Genomic DNA, 22,531 nt, shown 5'->3' with positions numbered 1-22,531 from the left:
ACAGAAGCGTCCGTCGTCGTCCTCCGTCATGGGTCGAAGCATCGCGGCTGCGGTGTGAAATTGCGTGAGTAGTCCACTACTCGACCGGAGCCGGCGGACTTACCCTTGGGGCGTGACCACCGCGGAGCGCACCCTGGACTTCGAGCAGGCACGCCCTCACCTGCTCGCGGTCGCCTACCGGTTGACCGGCTCGGTGGCCGACGCCGAGGACGCGGTGCAGGATGCATGGCTGCGTTGGGATGCGCTGGGGGAGGGGCGCGTCCGCATCGCCGACCCGAAGGCCTGGCTGACGACGGTGGTCAGCCGCATCGGCCTGGACCGCCTGCGCTCGGCCGCCCGGCGGCGCGAGACCTACGTCGGCGAGTGGCTGCCGGAACCCGTCGTCACCGGATTCGGTGACAACGACCCGCTCGCCGCGGTGGTCGCCGCCGAGGACGCGCGATTCGCGGCGATGGTGGTGCTCGAACGGCTGACACCCGACCAGCGGGTCGCCTTCGTCCTGCACGACGGGTTCTCCGTGCCCTTCGGTGAGATCGGCGCCGTCCTCGGGACCACCGAGGCGTCGGCACGTCAGCTCGCGTCGCGCGCACGGCGCATCGTCGCCGACGCGAAGGCGCCGGACCGCGACCCGTCCCACGACGAGGTGGTGGGCAGGCTGATGGCGGCCATGGCATCGGGCGACATGGCCGCCGTCGTCGAGCTGCTGCACCCCGACGTCACGTTCACCGGTGACTCGAATCGCAAAGCGCCCACCGCCGCCCGCGTCATCCACGGCGCCGACAAGGTCGCCCGGTTCATCTTCGGGCTGGCCCGCCGCTACGGCCCGCGGTTCTTCGAGGCGGGACAGCTCGCGCTCGTCAACGGTGAGATCGGGCTCTACACCGAAGGTCTGGCCGCCGACGGTGAATGGCCGGAGATGGCGCCGCACATCCAGGCGGTCACCGTCCGCGACGGCAAGGTCTGCGCCATCTGGGATGTCGCGAACCCCGACAAGTTCACCGGCTCTCCGCTCCGTCGGTAGCCCACGGCACCCGGCAGGCGTCGCCGGAGTTGAAGCCCTGCTCGGTGATCCCCAGCGCGGAGTACATGCGGGCGCGCATGTTCTCCACCCCGATCTGATAGGTCAGCTCGATCACCCCGTCGTCGCCGAAGCGCCGCCGCAGATCGGCCACCTGCTCGTCGGTGATGGTGTGCGGGTCGGTGCTCATCGCGTCGGCGTAGGCGATCGCGGCACGCTCGTCGTCGGTGTAGCGCGGTGACGTCGCGTAGTCGTCGATCTCCTTGAGCCGGTCGACGTCGAGGCCGTCGAGGCGCTGCAGCATGGCGCCGAAATCGACGCACCAGGAGCAGCCGACGGTGCGCGCCGTCCAGAACACGGCGAGCTCGCGGACGCTGGCCGGCAGCTTTTTCGACCCCGATTGCAGCATGCCCTCGTGGACGAGGTTGGCCAGCATCAGCCGCGGGTGGTGGGCAGCGACGGCGAAGGGCTCGGGCACCTCGCCGAAGCGGCGCCTGGCCGTCCGGTACATCAGCTTGGTCAGCAGTGACGCGCGCTCGGGGGTGACGGGTTCGATGCGTGATGTCGAATGATTCGTGGTCATACCCATCAGACGAGACAGCCCGCCGGAGTGTGACAGGGAATTCGGCCATCGAGTACTCGAATCGGCCGATCGCGGGTAGAAGTCAGGGGTGACTGACAACACGACGGCGCTGCCAAGCCGTGGGTCGATCTACCGGGCGCACCTGCGATCGACCGCAGTCGTCGCGATCCAGCTCGTCGCTGTGGCCGCGGCGCTGTGGGGTCTGGCGTGGGTGGTGGGCAAGACATGGGTCGTCCTTCTGCCCGTCTTGCTGGCCCTGATCGTGTGCACCGTGCTGTGGCCGCCGGTGCGCTGGCTGCGCAACAGGGGCGTGCCCCCGGCGGCGGCGGTCGCGGTGGTCCTGCTGATCGCAATGGGCGTGATCGCCGGCGTGATCGCCGCGGTTGCCCCTGCCATCGTCGAGCAGTCCACGGAGCTGGCCGAGCAGGCCTCGGCCGGCGTGGTGAAGATACAGGACTGGCTCGGTGGGCCGCCGCTGAACATCAGTGAGGCGCAACTGAACTCGGCTGTCGCCGCCGTCACCGACCGGCTGAACTCGAGTAGCGCGCAGATCGCGTCCGGGGTGTTCACCGGCGTCGGCGCCGCCACGTCGGCCCTGGTGACCGTGTTCACCACCCTGGTGGTGACCTTCTTCCTGCTCAAGGACGGCCCGCGCTTCGTCCCCTGGCTGCGCGGCATCGTCGGCAGGCCCGCTGCGCCCCATCTGGCGGAGATCCTGGAACGCGTGTGGGTGAGCCTGGGCGGATTCATCCGCACCCAGGCACTGGTGAGCCTCGTCGACGCGGTGCTCATCGGGATCGGGCTGGTGATCGTGGGGGTGCCGCTGGCCTACGCGCTCGCGATCATCACGTTCATCGGCGGCTTCGTGCCGATCGTCGGCGCCTTCGTCGCAGGCGGCCTCGCCGTGCTGATCGCCCTGGTCTCCAACGGTCCGGTCGACGCGCTCATCGTGTTGGGCATCATCCTGGCCGTGCAGCAGTTCGAGGGCAACGTCCTGCAGCCGTGGTTGCAGTCGAAGTCGATGAAGCTGCACGCGGTGATCGTGCTGCTGGCGGTGACGCTGGGCGCGTCGACGTTCGGGGTGGTCGGTGCGTTCCTGGCGGTGCCGGTGGCCGCCACGGTGGCGGTGGTGATCCGCTACTACGGCGAGCAGGTCGGCAGGCAGGCCGGCGAGGACCCGCCCGAACCGCAACCCGAACCCGAGCCGGAAGAGGAACCCGAGCCTGCTGAGTCCTGACTTTCGAGCGCCGAACGTGAGCTAGTGCGCGAGAATTCCGCCGGAATTGACGAACAAGCTCACGCTCGGCGGAGAGGGTCAGCGCGCGAACACCGTCTCGGACAGCATGCGCCTGCACCACCGCTGATAGGTGTCGACGTCCCAGCCGCAGGCCGTCAGTCGCAGATACGTCTCGGTGCTACCCACCGCTGCGAACCCCAAGACGAGCTCGTCGAACGGGACATCGGTCCGCAGCCACCCTCGGTCGTGATAGGCCTCTAGCACACGCCGTTGCTGAAGGGTCACGCTCGCTATCAGGTTCCGGCGGTAGCGGTCCAGCTCCGGATCGGCATGCGCGGCCCCGATCAGCGCCTCCGCAAGACGCGCGCTCCTCTGATGCACGCGCGTATGCGCCCTGACGAGCATATCGATCGCCTCGTCGCGATCTCGGGCGGCGACGAGCGCCCGTCCGACCTCCAGGTTGAGGATGTCGTCCTCGCCCGAGATGCCGAAGGCCGCGTGCTCGATCGCGGCGATCAGCAACGCGGCTTTCGGGCCCTGTCCCTGAACGGTCTCGGCAGACACCCCGGCCGCTGCGGCGATCCTCGCGAGTGTGGTGCGCGCGTAACCATCCGCGGCGAACAACTCCGCGGCGGCTTCGAGCACGCGCGCGCGGGTCGCCTCGGCCTGCTGTTGGCGCAGTTCGGAGCGGTAAGCGCGGGGCGCAGATATTGACTTAGGTGACACAGTAATGAATACTACATGACTGTAGTCAGGGGGCTGCCATGTCGTCCATCTTCATTGCGAGCGTGCCAGCGCACGGTCACGTCACGCCGCTGCTTGCCGTCGCCCGACATTTCGCCAAGCGAGGTGACGACGTCCGGTTCCTCACCGGCGCGCGATTCGCCGCCAGGATCACCGCGACGGGGGCGTCGGCTCTGGTGCTGCCCGTCGAGGCCGACTACGACGAGTCGTTGCTCGACAGCTTCCCCGAACGTGCCGCGCTCAAGGGCATGAAATCCACCGCTTTCGACGTCGAGCATGTCTTCGCCCGTCCCGCGAAAGCGCAATATGAAGCGCTCGCCGAGGCACTCAAGGCGCAGCCCGCCGACGCGGTGCTGGCCGAACCGGTGTTCCTCGGCGCGGCGTTCCTGCTCGCGCACCGGTGTCCCGACCGTCCTGCGGTCGTCATGTGCGGGGTGCTTCCCCTGTGCATCGACAGTCGCGACACCGCGCCCTTCGGGTTGGGGCTTCCGCCGGCGCGATTCCTGAACCGACCGCGAAACACCGTGCTGGCCGCCGTGACCCGCCGGATCCTGCGACAGCCCTACCGGACGATCGATGACCTGCACCGCCAAGTCCACGGCGTCCCCATGGCGGGCACCTTCACGAATTGGGGACGCCGAGCCGATGCGATAGTTCAGTTCAGCGTTCCGTCGTTCGAGTACCCGCTGAGCGACGCACCCCCCGAACTCCACTTCGCCGGACCGCTGTCGGCGACCGGGTCGCACGCTGCGCTTCCCGACTGGTGGTCCGATGTCGACGGAACCCGTCCCATCATTCACGTCACCCAGGGCACGGTCGCCAACATCGATTACCGGCAGGCCATCGCGCCGACGCTCCATGCGCTCGCGGACGACGATGTGCTGGTGGTCGTCACCACCGGTGGCCGGCCACTGGACACCTTGCCGCCGCTTCCGGCCAACGCCCGCGCGGCGACGTATCTGCCGTACGACGAATTGCTGCCCCGCACAGCCGTTTACGTGACCAACGGCGGCTACGGCGGAGTCCAGTACGCCTTACGCTACGGCGTGCCGATCGTCGCGACAGGCGGCAAGGAGGACAAGCCGGAGGTCGGCGCCCGTGTCGCATGGTCCGGCGCCGGACGGCGCATCAAGAGTGAGCGTCCCAGCCCACGGGCCCTGAGGCGCGCCATCTTGGCCGTGCTGACCCAGCCGCGCTATCGCGAAGCCAGTAGGCGTATTGCTGCCGACATGGCCGCAGCGCCAGGGTTCGACGGCCTGACCGCCGTGGTCGACAGGCTGACGAGCATCGGTTCGGAGCGCCGAACGTGAGCTAGTGCGCGAGAATTCCGCCGGAATTGCCACACGAGCTCACGCTCGGCGGAGATGCCTAGCGGGCGAACATCAGTGCGCGCTTGACCTCTTGGATCGCCTGGGTCACCTGGATGCCACGCGGGCAGGACTCCGTGCAGTTGAACGTGGTGCGGCAACGCCACACCCCGTCCTTCTCGTTGAGGATGTCGAGCCGCTCGGCGGCCGCCTCGTCACGGCTGTCGAAGATGAAGCGGTGCGCGTTGACGATCGCGGCCGGTCCGAAGTACGAGCCCTCGGTCCAGAACACCGGGCAGCTGGTGGTGCAGCAGGCGCACAGGATGCACTTGGTGGTGTCGTCGTAGCGGGCGCGGTCGGTCTGGCTCTGGATGCGCTCGCGGGTGGGCGGATTGCCGCTGGTCACCAGGAACGGCTTGACGGCGCGGTAGGCGTCGAAGAACGGCTCCATGTCGACCACCAGGTCCTTCTCCACGGGCAGCCCGCGGATCGGCTCGATGGTGATGGTCAGCTGCTTGGACGCCTTCTTGGGCAGCATGTCGCGCATCAGCACCTTGCACGCCAGCCGGTTCACGCCGTTGATCCGCATGGCGTCGCTGCCGCAGACGCCGTGCGCGCACGACCGCCGGAACGTCAGCGTGCCGTCGAGGTACCACTTGACGTAGTGCAGCAGGTTGAGCAGCCGGTCACTCGGCAGGCAGGGCACCCGGAAGCTCTGCCAGCCGGCGGCGTCCGGGTCCTCCGGGTTGAAGCGGGCGATCTTGAGCGTCACCATCACCGCACCCTCCGGCACGGGCGGTGTGGTGGCTTCGTTCTTCTCGATTGCGGGCGCGCTCATCAGTACTTCCGCTCCATCGGCTCGTAGCGGGTCTGCACCACCGGCTTGTAGTCCAGCCGGATGTCGCTGAGCAGATCCTCTCCCTGCTTGTACGCCATGGTGTGGCGCATGTAATTCGTGTCGTCGCGGTTCGGGTAGTCCTCACGGGCGTGGCCGCCGCGGGACTCCTTGCGGTTGAGCGCGCCGACCACGGTGACCTCGGCCAGCTCGAGCAGGAAGCCCAGCTCGATGGCCTCGAGGAGATCGCTGTTGTAGCGCTTGCCCTTGTCCTGCACCGTGATCCGGCCGTAGCGCTCCTTGAGGCCGTGGATGTCGGTGAGCGCCTGCTTGAGGGTCTCCTCGGTGCGGAACACCGCGGCGTTGTTGTCCATCGACTGCTGCAGTGCCCCGCGGATGTCGGCGACACGCTCGTTGCCGTGCTCGGACAGGATGTCGCCCACCCAGCCGACGACCATGTCCGCCGGCTTCTCCGGCATCTCGACGAAGTCGTGGCCCGCCGCGTAGTTGGCCGCGGCGATGCCGGCGCGGCGGCCGAACACGTTGATATCGAGCAGCGAGTTGGTGCCCAGCCGGTTGGCGCCGTGCACCGAGACGCACGCACACTCGCCTGCCGCGTAGAGGCCGGGGATGACGCTGGTGTTGTCGCGCAGCACCTGGCCGTTGACGTTGGTCGGGATGCCGCCCATCACGTAGTGACAGGTCGGGTAGACCGGCACCAGTTCGGTGACCGGATCCACACCGAGGTAGGTGCGGGCGAACTCGGTGATGTCGGGCAGTTTCGCCTCGAGCACGTCGGCGCCGAGGTGGCGCACGTCGATGTAGACGTAGTCCTTGTTCGGCCCGGCGCCGCGGCCCTCGAGCACCTCGAGCACCATCGACCGCGCGACGATGTCGCGGGGTGCGAGGTCGACGATCGTCGGCGCATAGCGCTCCATGAAGCGCTCACCCTCGCCGTTGAGCAGTCGGCCGCCCTCGCCGCGCACCGCCTCGGAGATCAGGATTCCCAGCCCGGCAAGGCCCGTCGGGTGGAACTGGTGGAACTCCATGTCCTCCAGGGGAAGTCCCTTGCGGAAGATGATGCCCAGCCCGTCGCCGGTGAGGGTGTGGGCGTTGGACGTCGTCTTGTACATCCGGCCCGACCCGCCGGTGGCGAACACGATCGCCTTGGCGTGGAAGACGTGGATGTCACCGGTGGCCAGCTCGTAGGCGATCACCGCGTTGGCCACCGGACCGCCGGGAGTCTCGGTCAGCGAGATGTCGAGTGCGTAGAACTCGTTGAAGAACTCGACGTCGTGCTTGACGCAGTTCTGATAGAGGGTCTGCAGGATCATGTGGCCGGTGCGGTCGGCGGCGTAGCAGGCCCGCCGCACGGGCGCCTTGCCGTGGTCGCGGGTGTGGCCGCCGAACCGGCGCTGGTCGATGCGGCCCTCGGGGGTGCGGTTGAACGGCATCCCCATCTTCTCGAGGTCGAGCACCGCGTCGATGGCTTCCTTGCACATGATCTCGACGGCGTCCTGGTCGGCGAGGTAGTCGCCGCCCTTGACGGTGTCGAAGGTGTGCCACTCCCAGTTGTCGTCCTCGACGTTGGCCAGCGCGGCGCACATGCCGCCCTGCGCGGCCCCGGTGTGGCTGCGCGTCGGGTAGAGCTTGGTCAGCACCGCCGTGCGGGCCCGCGGACCGGCCTCGACCGCCGCGCGCATGCCCGCGCCGCCTGCCCCGACGATGACGACGTCGTAGCGATGTTCCTGGATCATTTGAGGCTCCCGATCATGAGATGTTCGCGTCGAACGTCACCAGCACGTAGGTGCCGAGCACCAGCGTGAACAGGATCGACAACGCGAGCACGGTGTTCAGCCAGAACCGGGTGGAGTCCTTGCGGGCGTAGTCGGCGATGATCGTGCGCATGCCGTTGCCGCCGTGCAGTTGCGCCAGCCACAGCAGCAGCAGGTCCCAGGTCTGCCAGAACGGGGACGACCAGCGTTCGGCGACGTAGTTGAAGTCGATGCGGTACACGCCGTCCTCCCACATCAACATAATGAAGAGGTGGCCGAGCGCGAGGAAGACCAGCACGATGCCGGAGAACCGCATGAACAGCCAGGTGTACTTCTCGAAGTTCGGCATCCCGCCGGCGCGGCGCGGTGCGCGCGGGTTGTCCAGCCCCGCGGGCCGGTCGTGGCTGCGCTGCATCACCGGGGCGATACCGCCACGGTCGCTGATGTGGTCGTAGGGGTTCTCGCCACTCTTCTGCTGACTCACAGGAATCGCTCCGCCATGTGCATGCCGATGACGCCCAGCGAGGCGATCATCACGGTGAGGAAGACGCCGGCCACCACCCACAGCATCTGCCGCTGATAGCGCGGGCCCTTGGCCCAGAAGTCGATCAGGATCACCCGGATGCCGTTGAGTGCGTGGTAGAGCACCGCGGCGACCAGGCCGATCTCCATCAGGCCGATGATCGGCGACTTGTAGGTCTCGATGATCTCGTTGTAGGCCTGCGGGCTGACGCGCACCAGCGCGGTGTCGAGCACGTGGACGAACAGGAAGAAGAAGATCGTCGCGCCCGATATGCGGTGCAGCACCCACGACCACATGCCCGGGTCGCCGCGGTACAGGGTGCGGCGTTTCGCCGGCTGTGACCGCGGCGCGGCTATGTCCGTATCGGGTGATGTCGCGGTACTCATGTGACCCTCCAACGCCATCGGTGGACGCCTGGGGCTCGGCCGTGAAATCCGGTCCCCAAACCTCGGGGCGACTCTAATCCCCTTTGTACTGACGAACGAACTAGCGTGGAGCCGTATGCCCCGATCAGAGGGGTGAAATTAGGGTGCCCTATCTGGGACTTCGGGTCACGGGACGAGGTGTTCGGAATGGATTCAGAAACGGCTCGGACGGCCCGGCATGACCGCTGAAATCGACTGGAACACGTTGCGCCGCAGGGCAATTTCTGTCTCGGCGCATGCCTATGCGCCGTATTCGGGTTTCCGGGTCGGTGCGGCGGCGCTGGTCGACGATCACCGCGTGGTGGCCGGATGCAATGTGGAGAATGTCTCATATGGCCTGGGTCTCTGTGCCGAGTGCGCTGTGGTCTGCGACCTCCATTCCAGCGGGGGCGGACGGCTTGTCGCGCTGTCATGTGTGGGCCCCGACGGCGAGGTGCTGATGCCCTGTGGGCGCTGCCGTCAGGTGCTGCTCGAGCACGGCGGACCGGGTCTGCTGATCGACCACCCTCGCGGCCCGCGATCGCTGGGCGAGCTGCTGCCCGACGCGTTCGGCCCCGACGACCTGGCCCGTAGGGAAACCCCGTGACCCAGTTCACATTCGATGCGCCGACCGTCATCCGAACCAAGCGGGACGGCGGCGTGCTCTCCGACGCGGCGATCGACTGGGTGATCGACGGCTACACCCGCGGCCGGGTCGATGACGGACAGATGGCGGCCCTGCTGATGGCGATCTTCCTGCGCGGGATGACCGACGCCGAGATCGCCCGGTGGACTGCGGCCATGGTGGCCTCGGGAGAGCGGTTCGACTTCACCGGGCTGCGCCGCGACGGCAGGCCATTGGCGTTGGTGGACAAGCACTCCACCGGCGGGGTGGGCGACAAGATCACCATTCCGCTGGTGCCCGTCGTGATGGCCTGCGGCGGCGCCGTACCGCAGGCCGCAGGCCGCGGGCTCGGCCACACCGGCGGCACCCTGGACAAGCTCGAGGCGATCCCCGGCTTCACCGCCGAACTGTCCAAAGAGCAGATCCGGCAACAACTCTGCGACCTCGGCGCCGCGATCTTCGCCGCCGGCGACCTCGCGCCGGCCGACCGCAAGATCTACGCGCTGCGCGACGTGACGGGCACCACGGAGTCGCTGCCGCTGATCGCCAGTTCGGTGATGAGCAAGAAAATCGCCGAGGGCGCCCGGGCACTCGTGCTCGACACCAAGGTGGGTTCCGGTGCGTTCCTGCCGTCCGAGGACGAGGCGCGCGCGCTGGCCCGCACGATGGTCGACCTGGGCACCGCGCACGGGCTGGCCACCCGCGCGCTGCTGACCGACATGGACGTGCCGCTCGGCCGCGCCGTGGGCAACGCCGTCGAGGTCACCGAGTCGCTCGAGGTGCTCGCCGGCGGCGGCCCCGACGACGTCGTGGAACTGACGCTCGCGCTGGCCGCCGAGATGCTCGACGCGGCGGGACTGGACGGTGTCGACCCCGCCGAGACCCTGCGCGACGGCACCGCGATGGACCGGTTCCGCGACCTGGTCGCCGCGCAGGGCGGCGATCTGTCGGCGACGCTGCCGCTGGGCGCGCACACCGAGACCGTCACTGCGTCCCGCGGCGGCACGATGGGCCGCATCGACGCGATGGCGGTGGGCCTGGCGGTGTGGCGCCTGGGGGCGGGCCGTTCGGCGCCGGGGGAGCAGGTGCAGTTCGGCGCAGGCGTCCACGTCCACCGGAGGCCGGGCGAGCCGGTTGCGGCGGGCGAGGCGCTGTTCACGCTGTACACCGACACCCCGGAGCGGCTCGGGCCCGCCCTGGCCGAACTCGACGGCGGCTGGGCCGTCGGCGACACCGCGCCGCCGCACCGCCCGCTGATCCTCGACCGAATCACCTGACCGGACGGAAGATGGAGCCATGACGACGACCGGACCGCTGCCGTTGACGCTCGACAACATCCGGCAGGCACCCAAGGCGCTGTTGCACGACCATCTCGACGGCGGCCTGCGGCCCGCCACCGTGCTGGACCTCGCCGGCCAGTACGGGTACGCCGACCTGCCCGCCGACAACGTCGACGACCTGGCGAACTTCTTCCGCACCGCCGCGCACAGCGGGTCACTGGTGCGCTACCTCGAGCCGTTCGCCCACACCGTCGGGGTGATGCAGACCCCGGAGGCACTGCACCGCGTCGCCTTCGAGTGCGTCGAGGACCTGGCGGCCGACAACGTGGTGTACGCCGAGGTCCGGTTCGCGCCCGAACTGCATATCGACGGTGGGTTGTCGCTCGACGCCGTCGTCGACGCGGTGCTGGCCGGCTTCGCCGACGGTGAGAAGGCGGCCGCCGCGGAGGGCCGGACGATCACCGTTCGGTGTCTGGTCACCGCGATGCGCCACGCGGCCCGGTCGCGTGAGATCGCCGAGCTGGCGATCCGCTTCCGCGACAGGGGAGTCGTGGGATTCGACATCGCGGGCGCCGAGGCCGGCTACCCGCCCACCCGTCACCTCGACGCGTTCGAATACATGCGGGGGAACAACGCGCGCTTCACCATTCACGCGGGGGAGGCGTTCGGACTGCCGTCGATCCACGAGGCCATCGCCTTCTGCGGCGCCGACCGGCTCGGCCACGGGGTGCGGATCGTCGACGACATCACCGTCGCCGACGACGGGTCGGTGCGGCTGGGCCGGTTGGCGGGGCTGTTGCGCGACAAGCGGATTCCACTCGAACTCTGCCCCAGCTCCAACGTGCAGACCGGCGCGGTGAACAGCATCGCCGAGCACCCGTTCGACCTGCTGGCGCGGTCACGGTTCCGGGTGACCGTCAACACCGACAACCGGCTGATGAGCGACACCACGATGAGCGACGAGATGCTGCGCCTGGTCGAGGCATTCGGCTACGGCTGGAGCGATCTCCTGCGCTTCACCATCAACGCGATGAAGTCGTCGTTCATCGCGTTCGACGAGCGGCTGGCGCTCATCGACGACGTCATCAAGCCGCGCTACGCGGTCCTCGTCGGCTAGTCGAGGACGCGGCTGATCGCGGCGGCGAACTCGACGGGGTGGCTCATGAACCCGACGTGTTCACCCGGAAAGATCACCGGCTGCGAGCCGAGCAGCTCCGCTAGCGCCGTCGACGTCCGGTGTGTCACCAGGCGGGCGGATTCGGCGCCGATCCCGACAACTACCCGGGCCGCCCGCAGCGCCTCGATGTCGGGCAGGTAGCGGGTGGTGGCCTGCAGTTCGTGGGCGAAGAACCGGGTGGCCTCGCGTGCCTCCTGCTCGGACGGATCTGATTCGGCGGCGGGGCCGTCGCCGGGTTCGGCGGACATGTCGAAGCCGGCGTTGACCATGAACGCGTACCAGGCGGCCTGCGGGCCGTCGGAGTGGAAGGTCGCGACGATTGCGTCGGTGGCGGTCCGTTGTGCGTCGGCGTCGGGCAGCAGCTCGAGCAGCGGCGGCTCGTGCGCGATGAGCGTTCGCACCCTGCCCGGGTACCGGGCCGCCAGCGCCAGGCCGGTCACCGCGCCGCCGCTGGAACCGACGACGTCCGCCGATGCGACGCCCAGGTCGTCGAGGATGGCGACGAGGTCCTCGGCCCGCAGTTCCGGTGTCGATTCCTGCCGCGGATCGGCGATCGTGCTCGCACCGAAGCCGCGCGGGTCGTAGGTGACGACGGTGTGGTCGCCCGCCAGCGCGTCGGCGACCGACGCGAACTCGGCGGAGGCCATCGGCGAGCCGACGACGAGCACAACGGGCCCGGTGCCGCGCACCTCGTAATGCAGGGTGGCGCCGGAAACGTCGAGACGATGGACAGTGGCGTTGGCGAGGGGAGTCATACCGGGTAGACCGGCGTCGTCCCTGGAAGTCATCGCCGGGGCCGCTACTCCTCGCGCAGCCGCGACTCGACGAAACTCTCCAGCTCCTCCCACTGCGCCACGGCCTTGGCGTACGGCGGCTTCGGGCGGTCAGCGGAGTCGGGGTCGAGCGCGAAGGCGATCACCTTGCCGAGCGGCTGACCCGGCCCGAGCTTCTCCTCGACGGTGGTGTCCTCCGCGTACTGGCTGACGTCACGCAGCAGTTCGACGGCCAGCTCGAGCTGTTCGCGGTCCAGGCTGTCGGGTCCGTCGGCGATGTCGTCGGCGATCCCGCTCAGGACGTAGACGTTCTCGTCGCTGACCACGACCTCCAGCGAGCCGTCGGTGGCGGCGGTGCGGATGTCGTCGTACGTGGCCAGATCGGACAGGTCGTGGTCGTGCTCGTCGGCCAGGTAGCGGGCCAGCGACCGCTCGGAGCCGAACACGCTGATCCGGCCGTTGCGGCCGAGGAACACCGGCTCGTCGTCGAGGTAGCAGCGCAGCGTGAAGAACGTGCCCGACCGGGTCATCAGCCGGACCGGGTCGATGCCGACCTTGAGCCAGAAATCGTCGTCACTGCCGAGCACCAGACCGCCGGCCTGGTCCTCGAGTGCTTTGGTCTCCTCGACCTCGGCCTCGTCGTCATCGGTGTCGTCGTCGGCGGTCTCGACCGACGCCGCGGCGTCCTCCTCCTCCACCTCGGGCGCGGGCTCGAGCAGCTCGGCCCCGGCTTTCTCGGCGGCCGCGGAGTCGACGTCGGGGATGGTGACGATCTCGTCGATCGCGTCGAGGACGCCGTCCCAGCTGCGCCCGACCGCGGCCTCGATCTCGCCCCACCGCTTGCGTCCGGCCCGGCCGCTGAACGCCTCGGCGCCGCCGCCGAGGGAACCCACCACCGGGTTGCCGTTGAAGAACTTGGTGACCGCGGGCATGTCGCACACCGAGCCGATCGACGACACCAGCGCCAGCGTGGCGTGCAGTGCCTTCACCGACTCCTCGGTCGGCTTGTCGGCGACGACCTCGGGCACGCCGACGATGTCGTGCGTGCGGTCATCGGCGGGTGTGAACCGGTGCGCGTTGGCCTCGGTGAGCTTCGTCCAGGCCGGGTGATCGGTCAGGTCGTTCTCGGTGTTCGTCCGCACGAAGGCGACCAGGTCGGCCACCGACTCGAAGGCATAGAGATCGTCGCCCGCACCGAGGAACGCCTCCCATTCGTCGCCGGCGTCCCGCCAGCGAGGAGCCCACAGTGTGTACAGATCGCCCTTGGTCAGCCCGAGCCGAACCGGCACGATGTCAGCAGCCATGCGGCACAGCCTAACGACGTGCCCTGGCGGGTCGTGAGGCTCGTGCCGGGTAAGCGATCGAGGTCGGCGCGCAGAGCGTCGAGCAGGCGGGTCACGTCCTCCGTCCGCGCGGCGCCGCAGAGTGCCTCGACGGCACCGTCGAGCATTGCGGCGTGCGCCCGTGCCCGGGCCATCGTCGCCTCGAAGTCGTCCATGCCGTTCAGACGGCCGGTGAAACCGTCAGGTTCCGTGTCCTGCCGCCGACCCCGTCCTGATCGGACAACTAGTCTCGGCGATGCGCGTAGCTGTGACGGTCCACATGAAGGCGCCCGCGATGGACATCTGGAGTCTGGTGGCCGACGTCCGCAACACCGGGCGGTTCTCGCCGGAGGTGTTCGAGGCCGAATGGCTCGACGGCGCCGACGGCCCGGCAGTCGGTGCCCGGTTCCGTGGCCACGTCAAGCGCAACGAGATCGGCCCCGTCTACTGGGCGACCTGCCGGGTGACGGCGTGCGAACCCGGTCGCGAGTTCAGTTTCGCCGTGCTGCCGGTGACCGGGCGGTCAACAACTGGCACTACGCCTTCGCGCCGAACGGCGACGGGACCGACGTGACCGAGTCGTTCCGGACGATCGAATCGCGGTTCCTGCGGCCGATCGAGTTCCTCGGGTTCCCTCGCAAGCGCCGCAATCTCCGCGACATGCGCACCACCCTGGAACGCATGAAGGTCGTCGTCGAGGCCTGATCGCCATCGGCTGGGTGAGGCCGTCACGGATTGAAGAACAGACTCTGGAACCGCAGTGCGAGCCACGGACGGCGGCCCGCCGCTGAAATCCCACCTCGGAGCAGCGCGACGCGGAGCGGCATCCGTCCGTAGACGACAAGCAGATAGGTCACCGGGTCCGCAGAAATCACACAGTCCACCCGCCCACCGGCGGCACGCACCTCCGCCGTACCGTCGGCGACCCTAATGGCGTAGCGGGGGCCGCCGCGAAGCCGGATCTCGTACGTCAGCGGCGCACGGCGGGCCGCCTCGGGCCGCACGACCAGGGGCGACATCTCGGGGCACACCGTGCCCACGATCAGCCTGGCGTGCTCGGCGGAGATCGGCCACGGCCGGCCCATCCCGGTCGCCATGTCATATCCGTGCACTGTCAGTTCGCCCAGCGCGAGGGCGGTGAGACAGTCCGGGTTTCGGGTCCGGCCCGGGCCGTACCACGGTGTCTGGCATTTCAGCTGTGGATCGGCCGCCTCCAGCAGCTCCAACAACCGGTGAGCATTATCGGTGATCGACTGCGCCAGTCGACAGGCGTCGACGCGGTCGACCATGGCTATGGTGGCGCGGTTGACGGCCGCCAGCCGGGTGGGGAAGTCCGCATCGAGATATTGCTCCGGGGTCAGCGCAAGCATCTCTCCGGCGACCGCCGCGCTGAACCCGGCTAGCACGACGGACACGTGGGCCGCGGTCTCGGCGACCGTCCAGTCGGTTCCCGCCGCGGGGCACCTGATGTCGTCGGTCTCTCGCAACACCGCGGCGAATCGCTCGGCCGCCGCGCTGATCGCCGCTCGGGCGGCTGCCCGATCCAGTGCCACTACTGGCTCGGCGTGGATGTTCATGCTGCTCTCCTCAGGTCGGTGTGAGTCGACTATCGGACGTCGACCGTGCGAGAGCGTCGGTCAGAACACGTAGATGCCGGGGCTCGGTGGTCGCAGATCCGCGGTGCGCGGCGGGCGAACTACGCGTTTCCGCTGATGTTCGCAGTGCTCGGCCGCCTCATGCTGGCTAGCATGAGCGGAATCGAGCGACGGGCGGACACGCCTCTGAACTGGAGCGACCTGGGCGTGAGTGAGCTTCCGACCGGCACAGTGACCTTGTTGCTGGCCGACGTGGAGGGCTCGACACGGCTATGGCAGACCCAACCCGATGAGATGACGGCCGCTGTTGCACGGCTCGACCGCGTGGTGTGCGATGTCATCGCCGCTCATCGCGGTGTGCGGCCGGTCGAACAGGGCGAGGGCGACAGCTTCGTGGTCGCGTTCGCGCGGGCCAGCGATGCGGTGGCGTGCGCCGTGGAGTTGCAGCGGGCGCCGCTGGCCCCGATCAGGCTGCGCATCGGCCTGCACACCGGGGAGGTGCTGCTGCGCGACGAGGGCAACTACATCGGTACGACGATCAACCGGACCGCACGGCTGCGCGATCTGGCCCACGGCGGGCAGACCGTGCTGTCGGGCATCACCGAAGATCTGGTGCATGATCGGCTGCCGGCCGATGCTTGGCTGACCGACCTCGGGTCGCATCAGCTGCGTGATCTGCCCCGCCTCGAACGCGTGGTGCAGCTGTGCCATCCCGATCTCCGCAACGATTTCCCGCCGTTGCGAGCTCCGGGAACCGTTGTGGCGCAGCATCTGCCGGTGCAGTTCACGAGTTTCGTGGGCCGTGAAGCCGCGATCAGCGAAGTGCGGCACATCCTGGCCGAACACCGGCTCGTGACGCTCACCGGAGCAGGCGGTGTCGGCAAAACGCGGCTGGCGGTACAGGTGGCAGCCGGAGCCGCTGGTGGATTCGACGGCGGGGTGTGGTTGATCGATCTGGCACCGATCGCCGACCCTGACCTGGTGCCGGTCGCGGTCACCCGCGCGTTTGGCCTGCCCGACCAGCAAGGCAGCTCCACGATGGATGTGCTGCTGCGATTCGTGGGAAACCGCCGGATTCTGCTGGTGCTGGACAACTGTGAGCACTTGCTGAACGCTTGCGCGGCGTTGGTGGCCGGCGTCCAGGGCCATTGCGCTGCAGCGACGATCATGGCGACCAGTCGTGAGCCGCTCGGGGTGGCCGGCGAGGTGAGTTGGCGGGTCCCGTCGCTTTCGCTGGCTGACGAGGCAATCGAGTTGTTCGCCGACCGTGCGCAACGGGTCCGCCCCGATTTCCGACTCACCGACGACGTCGCCGGCATAGCGGTCGAGATCTGCCGCCGCCTCGACGGCGTGCCGCTCGCGATCGAGCTGGCCGCGGCGCGAGTGCGCGTCATGTCGCTGATCGAGATCCGAGACAGCCTGCATGACCGCTTCCGGCTGCTGACCGGGGGCGCACGCACCGCGGTGCGCCGCCAGCAGACCCTGCGCGCCTCGGTGGATTGGTCGCATGCGCTGTTGACTGAGCCCGAACGGGTGGCGTTCGCTCGGCTGGCGGTGTTTGTCGGCGGGTTCGACCTCGACGCCGCGGAGATGGTCGCCGGTGGCGCCACCGTGGAACGCTTTCAGATCCTCGACCTCCTCACGCTGCTCGTCGACAAGTCCCTGGTGGTGGCCGAAAGCACGAGTGGCCGAACGCGATTCCGGCTGTTGGAGACGGTTCGGCAGTACGCGCTCGAGAAACTCGGCGAGTCCGGCCAGGCCCACAATGTTCGGACCCGTCACCGCGACTACTACACCGCCATGGCGGCCGGGCTCGACACCCCGGCCGGCACCGGCCATGAGCGGCGTCTCGAGCAGGTCGACACCGAGATCGACAACCTGCGGGCTGCGTTTGCGTGGAGCTGCGAGAACGCCGATCTGGAACTCGCGTCGCGGCTGGCGTCGTCACTGCAGCCACTGTGGCTTGCACGGGGCCGCATTCGGGAAGGGTTGACCTGGTTCGACGCCGCCCTCAGCGACCGAAACGGAGATCCTGAATCGGTGGCGCCGGCGGTACGCGCGCGAGCCCTCGCCGACAAGGCTTCGCTCAACGCGCACATGGGTGCCACCGACAGCATGGAGGATGTCCTGCGGGGCCTCGCGATCGCGAAGGAAGTCGACGACCCGGTCTTGTTGCTCCGGGTCCTGAGTGCCTGCGCCGGCATCGCGGTCTATGACCGCGAGATTGCCGAGCCGTACTTCGCCGAGGCGATCGCTCTGGCTCGCGCGACGGGTGACGGCTGGCGGCTCAGTCAGATTCTGGGCTGGCAGGCGTTCGGCCTGACCATGGAGGGTGATCCGGTCGCGATACGCGCGGCCGCCGAAGAAGGACGCGATGTCGCCGCCGCCATCGGTGACACGTTCTCCTCGCATGCGTGCCGTTGGTGTCTCGCTGTGGCGCAGGGGATGACCGGTGACGTCGCCGGCGCCGTCGCACAGTTGGGCGAGGTGGTCACCGACGCCGAGACGGCCGACGACGTGTACTGGCAATGCTGTGCCCTTTTCATGCAGGCACTCATGCTCGCCTGGCATGGGGAGCTGGTTGCGGCACGGGAGTCCGCCTCCGCGTCCGTCGAGGTCGCGGCGGGGCTCGGCGGGTACTTCCCGGGTCTGGCGTACGTCGGCGTCACTGCCGCGATGCTCGCCGCGGGCGACGTCGCCGCGGCGGACGATGCGATCGCGGCGGGCCTACCCCATCTGAGCCTTCAGCCCAAATTGGCTGCCATCTGGATTGCCTACGCGGCACAGGCGCCTTTCGCGCGAGGGGAACTGACCGCGGCCCGGCGTTTGGCCGATGACGCGGTCGCGGCGACGAGCGGCTTTCACCTGTCGCTGGCGCTGACCACACGGGCCGGCGTTGCCATCGTGCAGGGCGACCCCGAGCAGGCCGGCCGCGACGCCCACGATGCGCTTGCGACCGCCGCTGGTTGTGGGGCGTTCGGCGTGGTTCCTGACACTCTCGAGTGCCTTGCCGCACTCGCCGTCGGCGCAGGCAGTCACCGCGAGGCGGCGCGGCTGTTCGGCGCCGCAGACGGTATCCGGCAACGTGGGGGCCTCGTCCGCTTCAAGATCTTCGACGTCTTCTTCGAGCTGTCGTCGGCGGTGCTTCGCGACCAACTGGATGAGCAGGACCTTGAATCGGCATGGGCCGAGGGCGCCGCGCTGTCGACCGAAGAAGCGGTCGCCTACGCCCGGCGCCGTCGTGGCGAACGCAAACGCCCCAGCAGCGGCTGGGCCTCACTGACCCCCACCGAGCGCGATGTCGTACGACTGGTCAGCGAAGGGCTCGCCAACAATGACATCGCGAGAAGGCTCTTCATCTCGCCCCGCACCGTGCAAACACACCTCACCCACGTCTACGCCAAACTCGGACTCGCCTCACGCGTACAACTCGCGCAGGAAGCCGCCCGGCACGGCTGACCAATGTCGGCATCTGGATCGCCGACAGCTGCACCGGGTCGCCCGCCTCAGCGGGCGGTCAACAGGGTGCAATTCGACCGACCTCTGGATGCCGGCTCCTCCCGGTGCGTGGGCCAGGTGATGACATGACAGCGGCGCACCCTTTCGGCGCGAACCAACCCGCCTTCGCGACGCATCTAGGGCAGGCTGAAGCGATGACGGGAGCCGTCGACCTCATCGACGCGGTGGCTGCTCTGGGCGCAGTGCTGGGGCGGACGACGTTTCCGCTGCCGGCGCCGTCGGCATGGCCGGCGGAAACCGACCGCCGGGAGCTGGCCGGGCAGCTGGCCGACTACCTGATCCCCCGGCTGCGCACCATCGACGCCCCGCTGTTGGCGGTGGTCGGCGGGTCCACGGGCGCCGGGAAGTCGACGCTGATCAACTCGCTGGTCGGCGACGATGTGAGCCAGGCCGGTGTGCTGCGGCCAACCACCCGAGGCCCAGTGATCGTGTGTCACCCGTCAGACCTGGCCTGGTTCACCGATGACCGGATCCTGCCGCAATTGCCACGCTCGTCCGGGCCGGACGGCCTGCGCCTCGCGCCGCACCCGGGCATCGGGCCCGGCCTCGCGCTGCTCGACGCCCCTGACATCGACAGCGTCGTCAGCACCAACCGCGAGCTTGCGGCCACACTGCTGGCTGCCGCCGATCTGTGGATCTTCCTGACGACCGCCGCCCGATACGCCGACGCGGTGCCGTGGCAGATGCTTCACACTGCCCGCGACCGTGGCACCGCAATCGCCATAGTGCTCAATCGTTGCCCGCAGGAGGCGATCAGGGACGTGGCCGCGCACCTGTCGGACATGCTGGCAGCAAACGGTTTGGGTGACGCGCCGCTGTTCGTGATCGCCGAGCAGGGCTTACGCGCCGGGCGGTTGCGTGACAAGGCGACCGCACCCATCGGCTCGTGGCTGGCCAGTTTGACGGCCGACTCGGAGCAGCGGGCGGCGGTGGTGCGCTACACGCTCGACGGTGCGCTGCGCAGCCTGCCGCCACGGACGTACGCGCTGGCCGATGCGGCCGACGGACAGTTCGCGGTGCGCGCGCAGCTGGAGTCGTGCGTGTCCTCGGCGTACAGCAGCGCGCTTGCGAGGGTGGACGAGGCGGTTCGCGACGGCGCGCTGCTGCGCGGCGAGGTGCTGGCTCGCTGGCAGGACGTGGTCGGCACGGGCGAGTTCCTACGCAAGTTGGAGTCGCGGGTGGGGCGGGTCCGCGACCGGGTGGTGGCGGCGGTCACCGGGCGGTCCACTCCGATCGAGGAGCTCGGCGAGGCGTTGGAGACCGGCATCGCGACCGTGATCCGGGCCGCAGTCGAAGAGGCTGCTGAGTTGTCCTACGGCTGCTGGGCGCGGCACCAGGCCGGTGCACCGCTACTGACCGACGAGCTGGCCCGGCCGGCCCCCGGGCTCGGTGAGGCCGTCGAACGGCTGGTCCGTGACTGGCAGGAATACGTGCTCGAGCTGGTCCGTACCGAAGGCGCGTCGAAGCGGTCGGGGGCGCGATTGGCGTCGTACGGCGTCAACGGTGCCGGTCTGGTCGTCATGCTCGCGGTCTTCAGCCAGACGGCCGGACTGACCGGCGCCGAGATCGCGGTGGCCGGAGGCACCACAGTGGCGAGCCAGAAGGTGCTCGAGGCGATCTTCGGTGAGCAGGCCGTCCGCGGGCTGGCCCGACAGGCCCGTGACGAACTACTGGCCCGAGTCGACGGCCTCCTGCGCCAGGACGCCGCCCGATATGGCGACGTGCTGGGTGCCGCGTCGGCACTGGTGTCGGGTGACGAACTGCGAGCGGCCGCCGATCGCGTCGCGAGGGTGCTGCAGTGACGCTCGTCGATCGGCTGGCGGCGCTGTCGTCGGTGGTGGCCCTCGGAACCGGCCGGCTGCCCGACGAAGTCCTGAGGGATCTGCGCGACCTGGACCAGCGGGCGGGCAGCCGGCTGCGGTTGTCGGGTGAGTACACCGTCATCGCGCTGGCCGGAGCGACCGGGAGCGGAAAGTCCTCGTTGTTCAACGTCGTCGCCGGGGCCTCGCTTGCCGAGGTCGGTGTCCGGCGGCCGACCACTTCCGCCACCCAGGCTGTTGTCTTCGGCCCCGACGGCGCCACGGAACTGCTGGACTGGCTGGAGATCCGGTCCCGGCAGCACGGCGACGCGTCAGCTGCTCCGGAGCTCTCAGGGTTGGTGCTGCTCGACCTGCCCGACCATGACTCCACCGAAGTGTCACATCGGGCCGAAGTGGATCGGCTGGTCCGCCTCGTCGACGCCTTCATCTGGGTACTGGACCCGCAGAAGTACGCCGACGCAGTTCTGCACGACGATTACCTGCGCCCGCTGGCCGCACACCGTGACGTGATGGTGGTGGCCCTCAACCAGTCGGACCGGCTGCCCGCTGCCGACGTGGCTGCTTGTGTGCGAGACCTCGACCGCCTGCTGGCCGAGGACGGGCTGGGCGGCGTGCCGGTGCTCGCGACGTCAGCGGTGACACCGGATGGGGCCGCGCCGTTGCGAGAATTCCTCGTCGCGACCGTGGCGAACCACAAGGCGCGAACGGCGCGGGTGAGCGCGGATCTGGACACGGCGGCAGCACGGCTCGCGCCGCTGGTGCCGCCGCCCCGATCGGTGCCGGCCCTGCGGGACGCGGAGCGACGGCTGCAGAGCACCCTCGCCGGGGCCGCAGGGGTTCCCGCCGTGGTCGGTGCCGTCGGCCGCGCCTATGAGCGGCGGGGTCTCGCGGCGGTTGGCTGGCCGCCGCTGCGGTGGATGCAGCACCTGCGACCAGATCCGTTGCGCCGATTGGGAATAGGTCAGTCCAGCACGGGGGACGAAGTCCTTCGCCGGACTTCGTTGCCCTCGGCTTCCGCGGCATCGCGGGCGGGAGTGGACAGCGCCGTCCGCTCGCTTGCCGACACCGCGTCGAGCGGGCTGCCGGCGCCCTGGCCGCGAATGCTGCTCGAAGCGGCGAAGTCACGAGCCGGGGCGGTGCCCGATGCACTGGACCGGGCGGTCGGCGGTGCGGACCTCGGGACGAATCGGCCACCGCGGTGGTGGCGTCTGGTCGGGGCGGTCCAATGGGCGCTACTCGCTGCTGCAGTCGCGGGCGGCGTGTGGCTCGGGCTGCTCGCAGTACTGGCGTACCTGCAGATCGGTCTCGACGCGCCCTCACTCGGGCCGTTCGCATGGCCGACGGTGCTGCTCGTCGGAGGACTCGCGTCGGGATTGGCGCTCCGAGTACTGATCAGACCTTTCGTGGCCGTTGGGGCGGCCCGTCGCAGACGGCGCGCGACCGCCGAATTGAGCCGACGGGTCGAGGCGGTGGGCGAGGAGTTCGTCCTCTCTCCGCTGCGGGCAGAGTCGTCTCTGTACGGCGAGCTGTCCGCGGCGGTGCACCGGCTCAACCGTTGACGGCTCCATTTGCCGATGCTCACGCCGTCGGCCGCCAGAAGCCTTGAAAACCCTGACCCGCGTTGGTGGTTCGGATCGCCGACAACTGCACGGGGTCACCTGCCTCGATCATCGTGCCGTCGCCGACCACCATTGCCACGTGACCGTCCCAGACCGCCAGGTCTCCGGGCAGCAGTGAACCGGCGTCGACGGCCGCGCCGATGTCCTGTTCCTGGGCCAACCGCGGGATGTCCAGCCCCGCCTGCCCGTACGCCCACTGGGTGAGGCCGCTGCAGTCCAGGCCGACCCCCGGCGTCGTCCCGCCCCAGTCGTAGGGCACGCCGAGCTGGGTCAGCGCGTGGCGCACCGCGTCCGCGGCCACCTTGTTCGGCGCCATCGCGGTACTGCCGTCGGGCAACCGCACCGCCGCTCCCTCGCCGAAGGACCGGGCGTCCG

At 69.2% G+C, this 22,531-nt stretch carries 20 protein-coding genes and 1 pseudogene; 10 read left to right on the top strand and 11 right to left on the bottom strand.

Going from position 1 to position 22,531, the window contains the following annotated elements; all coding sequences use genetic code 11:
- Positions 1–112 precede the first annotated feature (112 nt).
- The gene (locus tag Q2100_RS14585) at positions 113–1,021 is read left to right on the top strand and encodes a sigma-70 family RNA polymerase sigma factor (protein WP_302914645.1); all 909 of its coding nucleotides are present in this window, start codon (positions 113–115) and stop codon (positions 1,019–1,021) included.
- Here the strand turns inward: Q2100_RS14585 and Q2100_RS14580 are convergent.
- A complete protein-coding gene (locus Q2100_RS14580; RefSeq protein ID WP_264012940.1) occupies positions 996–1,601 on the bottom strand; it encodes a carboxymuconolactone decarboxylase family protein in 606 nt (201 codons plus the stop codon). The genes Q2100_RS14585 and Q2100_RS14580 overlap by 26 nt on opposite strands.
- Positions 1,602–1,689: 88 nt before the next feature.
- Here Q2100_RS14580 and Q2100_RS14575 point away from each other — a divergent pair, with 88 nt between their 5' ends.
- Positions 1,690–2,838 carry an AI-2E family transporter gene (locus Q2100_RS14575; protein ID WP_264012941.1) on the top strand — a complete coding sequence of 383 codons (1,149 nt, stop codon included), beginning with the start codon at positions 1,690–1,692 and terminating at the stop codon, positions 2,836–2,838.
- A gap of 78 nt (positions 2,839–2,916) precedes the next feature.
- Here the strand turns inward: Q2100_RS14575 and Q2100_RS14570 are convergent, their stop codons facing one another.
- Positions 2,917–3,483, bottom strand: a complete 567-nt coding sequence (locus tag Q2100_RS14570; RefSeq protein ID WP_302914644.1) for a TetR family transcriptional regulator — start codon at positions 3,481–3,483, stop codon at positions 2,917–2,919.
- Between the two features lie 143 nt (positions 3,484–3,626).
- On the opposite strand from Q2100_RS14570, the gene Q2100_RS14565 reads away from it, so the two are divergent.
- The gene (locus Q2100_RS14565) at positions 3,627–4,892 is read left to right on the top strand and encodes a glycosyltransferase (RefSeq protein WP_302914643.1); all 1,266 of its coding nucleotides are present in this window, start codon (positions 3,627–3,629) and stop codon (positions 4,890–4,892) included.
- A 58-nt stretch (positions 4,893–4,950) separates the two neighbouring features.
- Here the strand turns inward: Q2100_RS14565 and Q2100_RS14560 are convergent, their stop codons facing one another.
- From Q2100_RS14560 to sdhC, 4 genes are all read right to left on the bottom strand, one after another.
- Entirely contained in the window at positions 4,951–5,727 is a 777-nt protein-coding gene (locus Q2100_RS14560; protein WP_264012942.1) for a succinate dehydrogenase iron-sulfur subunit, read from the bottom strand.
- On the bottom strand, positions 5,727–7,481 hold the full coding sequence (gene sdhA / locus Q2100_RS14555) for a succinate dehydrogenase flavoprotein subunit (protein WP_302914642.1): 1,755 nt from the start codon (positions 7,479–7,481) through the stop codon (positions 5,727–5,729). The genes Q2100_RS14560 and sdhA overlap by 1 nt, the downstream gene beginning before the upstream one ends.
- A 13-nt stretch (positions 7,482–7,494) precedes the next feature.
- Positions 7,495–7,914, bottom strand: a complete 420-nt coding sequence (locus Q2100_RS14550; RefSeq protein ID WP_264012955.1) for a succinate dehydrogenase hydrophobic membrane anchor subunit — start codon at positions 7,912–7,914, stop codon at positions 7,495–7,497.
- A gap of 65 nt (positions 7,915–7,979) precedes the next feature.
- On the bottom strand, positions 7,980–8,408 hold the full coding sequence (gene sdhC, locus Q2100_RS14545) for a succinate dehydrogenase, cytochrome b556 subunit (RefSeq protein WP_264012944.1): 429 nt from the start codon (positions 8,406–8,408) through the stop codon (positions 7,980–7,982).
- A gap of 217 nt (positions 8,409–8,625) precedes the next feature.
- On the opposite strand from sdhC, the gene Q2100_RS14540 reads away from it, so the two are divergent.
- From Q2100_RS14540 to Q2100_RS14530, 3 genes are read left to right on the top strand one after another with little or no spacing between them, the layout of a single operon-like run.
- The gene (locus Q2100_RS14540; protein WP_302914641.1) at positions 8,626–9,033 is read left to right on the top strand and encodes a cytidine deaminase; all 408 of its coding nucleotides are present in this window, start codon (positions 8,626–8,628) and stop codon (positions 9,031–9,033) included.
- Complete coding sequence (locus Q2100_RS14535; RefSeq protein ID WP_302914640.1) at positions 9,030–10,328, top strand: thymidine phosphorylase; 1,299 nt, start codon at positions 9,030–9,032, stop codon at positions 10,326–10,328. Before Q2100_RS14540 ends, Q2100_RS14535 begins: the two co-directional genes overlap by 4 nt.
- A 19-nt stretch (positions 10,329–10,347) precedes the next feature.
- The gene (locus Q2100_RS14530) at positions 10,348–11,448 is read left to right on the top strand and encodes an adenosine deaminase (protein ID WP_302914639.1); all 1,101 of its coding nucleotides are present in this window, start codon (positions 10,348–10,350) and stop codon (positions 11,446–11,448) included.
- Here Q2100_RS14530 and Q2100_RS14525 read toward each other — a convergent pair.
- Genes Q2100_RS14525 through Q2100_RS14515 form a run of 3 tightly spaced genes read right to left on the bottom strand, consistent with a single transcriptional unit; the run spans position 11,445 to position 13,779 of the window.
- A complete protein-coding gene (locus Q2100_RS14525; protein ID WP_302914638.1) occupies positions 11,445–12,296 on the bottom strand; it encodes an alpha/beta fold hydrolase in 852 nt (283 codons plus the stop codon). The genes Q2100_RS14530 and Q2100_RS14525 overlap by 4 nt on opposite strands.
- Before the next feature lie 11 nt (positions 12,297–12,307).
- On the bottom strand, positions 12,308–13,585 hold the full coding sequence (gene satS, locus Q2100_RS14520; protein WP_302914637.1) for a protein export chaperone SatS: 1,278 nt from the start codon (positions 13,583–13,585) through the stop codon (positions 12,308–12,310).
- The gene (locus Q2100_RS14515; RefSeq protein ID WP_302914636.1) at positions 13,549–13,779 is read right to left on the bottom strand and encodes a hypothetical protein; all 231 of its coding nucleotides are present in this window, start codon (positions 13,777–13,779) and stop codon (positions 13,549–13,551) included. Before Q2100_RS14515 ends, satS begins: the two co-directional genes overlap by 37 nt.
- A gap of 80 nt (positions 13,780–13,859) precedes the next feature.
- On the opposite strand from Q2100_RS14515, the pseudogene Q2100_RS14510 reads away from it, so the two are divergent.
- Positions 13,860–14,308 (top strand): annotated as a pseudogene (locus Q2100_RS14510) (SRPBCC family protein).
- A 23-nt stretch (positions 14,309–14,331) separates the two neighbouring features.
- On the opposite strand, the gene Q2100_RS14505 reads toward Q2100_RS14510, so the two are convergent.
- Entirely contained in the window at positions 14,332–15,180 is an 849-nt protein-coding gene (locus Q2100_RS14505; RefSeq protein ID WP_302914635.1) for a maleylpyruvate isomerase N-terminal domain-containing protein, read from the bottom strand.
- 159 nt (positions 15,181–15,339) lie between these two features.
- Here Q2100_RS14505 and Q2100_RS14500 point away from each other — a divergent pair, with 159 nt between their 5' ends.
- The 3 genes from Q2100_RS14500 (at position 15,340) to Q2100_RS14490 (ending at position 22,096) form a co-directional block, all read left to right on the top strand.
- Positions 15,340–18,657 (top strand): LuxR C-terminal-related transcriptional regulator, encoded by a 3,318-nt coding sequence (locus Q2100_RS14500; RefSeq protein ID WP_407667628.1) that lies wholly within the window; start codon positions 15,340–15,342, stop codon positions 18,655–18,657.
- Positions 18,658–18,851: 194 nt separating this feature from the next.
- On the top strand, positions 18,852–20,519 hold the full coding sequence (locus Q2100_RS14495; RefSeq protein WP_302914634.1) for a GTPase family protein: 1,668 nt from the start codon (positions 18,852–18,854) through the stop codon (positions 20,517–20,519).
- A complete protein-coding gene (locus tag Q2100_RS14490; protein ID WP_302914633.1) occupies positions 20,516–22,096 on the top strand; it encodes a GTPase in 1,581 nt (526 codons plus the stop codon). The genes Q2100_RS14495 and Q2100_RS14490 overlap by 4 nt, the downstream gene beginning before the upstream one ends.
- A 19-nt stretch (positions 22,097–22,115) precedes the next feature.
- Here the strand turns inward: Q2100_RS14490 and Q2100_RS14485 are convergent.
- Positions 22,116–22,531, bottom strand: a 416-nt coding sequence (locus tag Q2100_RS14485) for a C40 family peptidase (RefSeq protein WP_302914632.1), incomplete at its 5' end; no start/stop codon positions are given.

It is taken from the genome of Mycolicibacterium arseniciresistens, assembly GCF_030519285.1.
Taxonomy (GTDB): domain Bacteria; phylum Actinomycetota; class Actinomycetes; order Mycobacteriales; family Mycobacteriaceae; genus Mycobacterium; species Mycobacterium arseniciresistens.
The sequence above is the reverse complement of the archived record's forward strand: the minus strand, read 5'-3'. Positions and strand labels throughout refer to the sequence as shown.

Coding starts and splice junctions, on each gene's coding strand:
- satS (WP_302914637.1), bottom strand. CDS start 13,585: ATGGCTGCTGACATCGTGCCGGTTCGGCTCGGGCTGACCAAGGGCGAT.
- Q2100_RS14525 (WP_302914638.1), bottom strand. CDS start 12,296: ATGACTTCCAGGGACGACGCCGGTCTACCCGGTATGACTCCCCTCGCC.
- Q2100_RS14505 (WP_302914635.1), bottom strand. CDS start 15,180: ATGAACATCCACGCCGAGCCAGTAGTGGCACTGGATCGGGCAGCCGCC.
- Q2100_RS14580 (WP_264012940.1), bottom strand. CDS start 1,601: ATGACCACGAATCATTCGACATCACGCATCGAACCCGTCACCCCCGAG.
- sdhC (WP_264012944.1), bottom strand. CDS start 8,408: ATGAGTACCGCGACATCACCCGATACGGACATAGCCGCGCCGCGGTCA.
- Q2100_RS14530 (WP_302914639.1), top strand. CDS start 10,348: ATGACGACGACCGGACCGCTGCCGTTGACGCTCGACAACATCCGGCAG.
- Q2100_RS14495 (WP_302914634.1), top strand. CDS start 18,852: ATGACGGGAGCCGTCGACCTCATCGACGCGGTGGCTGCTCTGGGCGCA.
- Q2100_RS14515 (WP_302914636.1), bottom strand. CDS start 13,779: ATGGACGACTTCGAGGCGACGATGGCCCGGGCACGGGCGCACGCCGCA.
- Q2100_RS14540 (WP_302914641.1), top strand. CDS start 8,626: ATGACCGCTGAAATCGACTGGAACACGTTGCGCCGCAGGGCAATTTCT.
- Q2100_RS14500 (WP_407667628.1), top strand. CDS start 15,340: ATGCTGGCTAGCATGAGCGGAATCGAGCGACGGGCGGACACGCCTCTG.
- Q2100_RS14550 (WP_264012955.1), bottom strand. CDS start 7,914: ATGCAGCGCAGCCACGACCGGCCCGCGGGGCTGGACAACCCGCGCGCA.
- sdhA (WP_302914642.1), bottom strand. CDS start 7,481: ATGATCCAGGAACATCGCTACGACGTCGTCATCGTCGGGGCAGGCGGC.
- Q2100_RS14560 (WP_264012942.1), bottom strand. CDS start 5,727: ATGAGCGCGCCCGCAATCGAGAAGAACGAAGCCACCACACCGCCCGTG.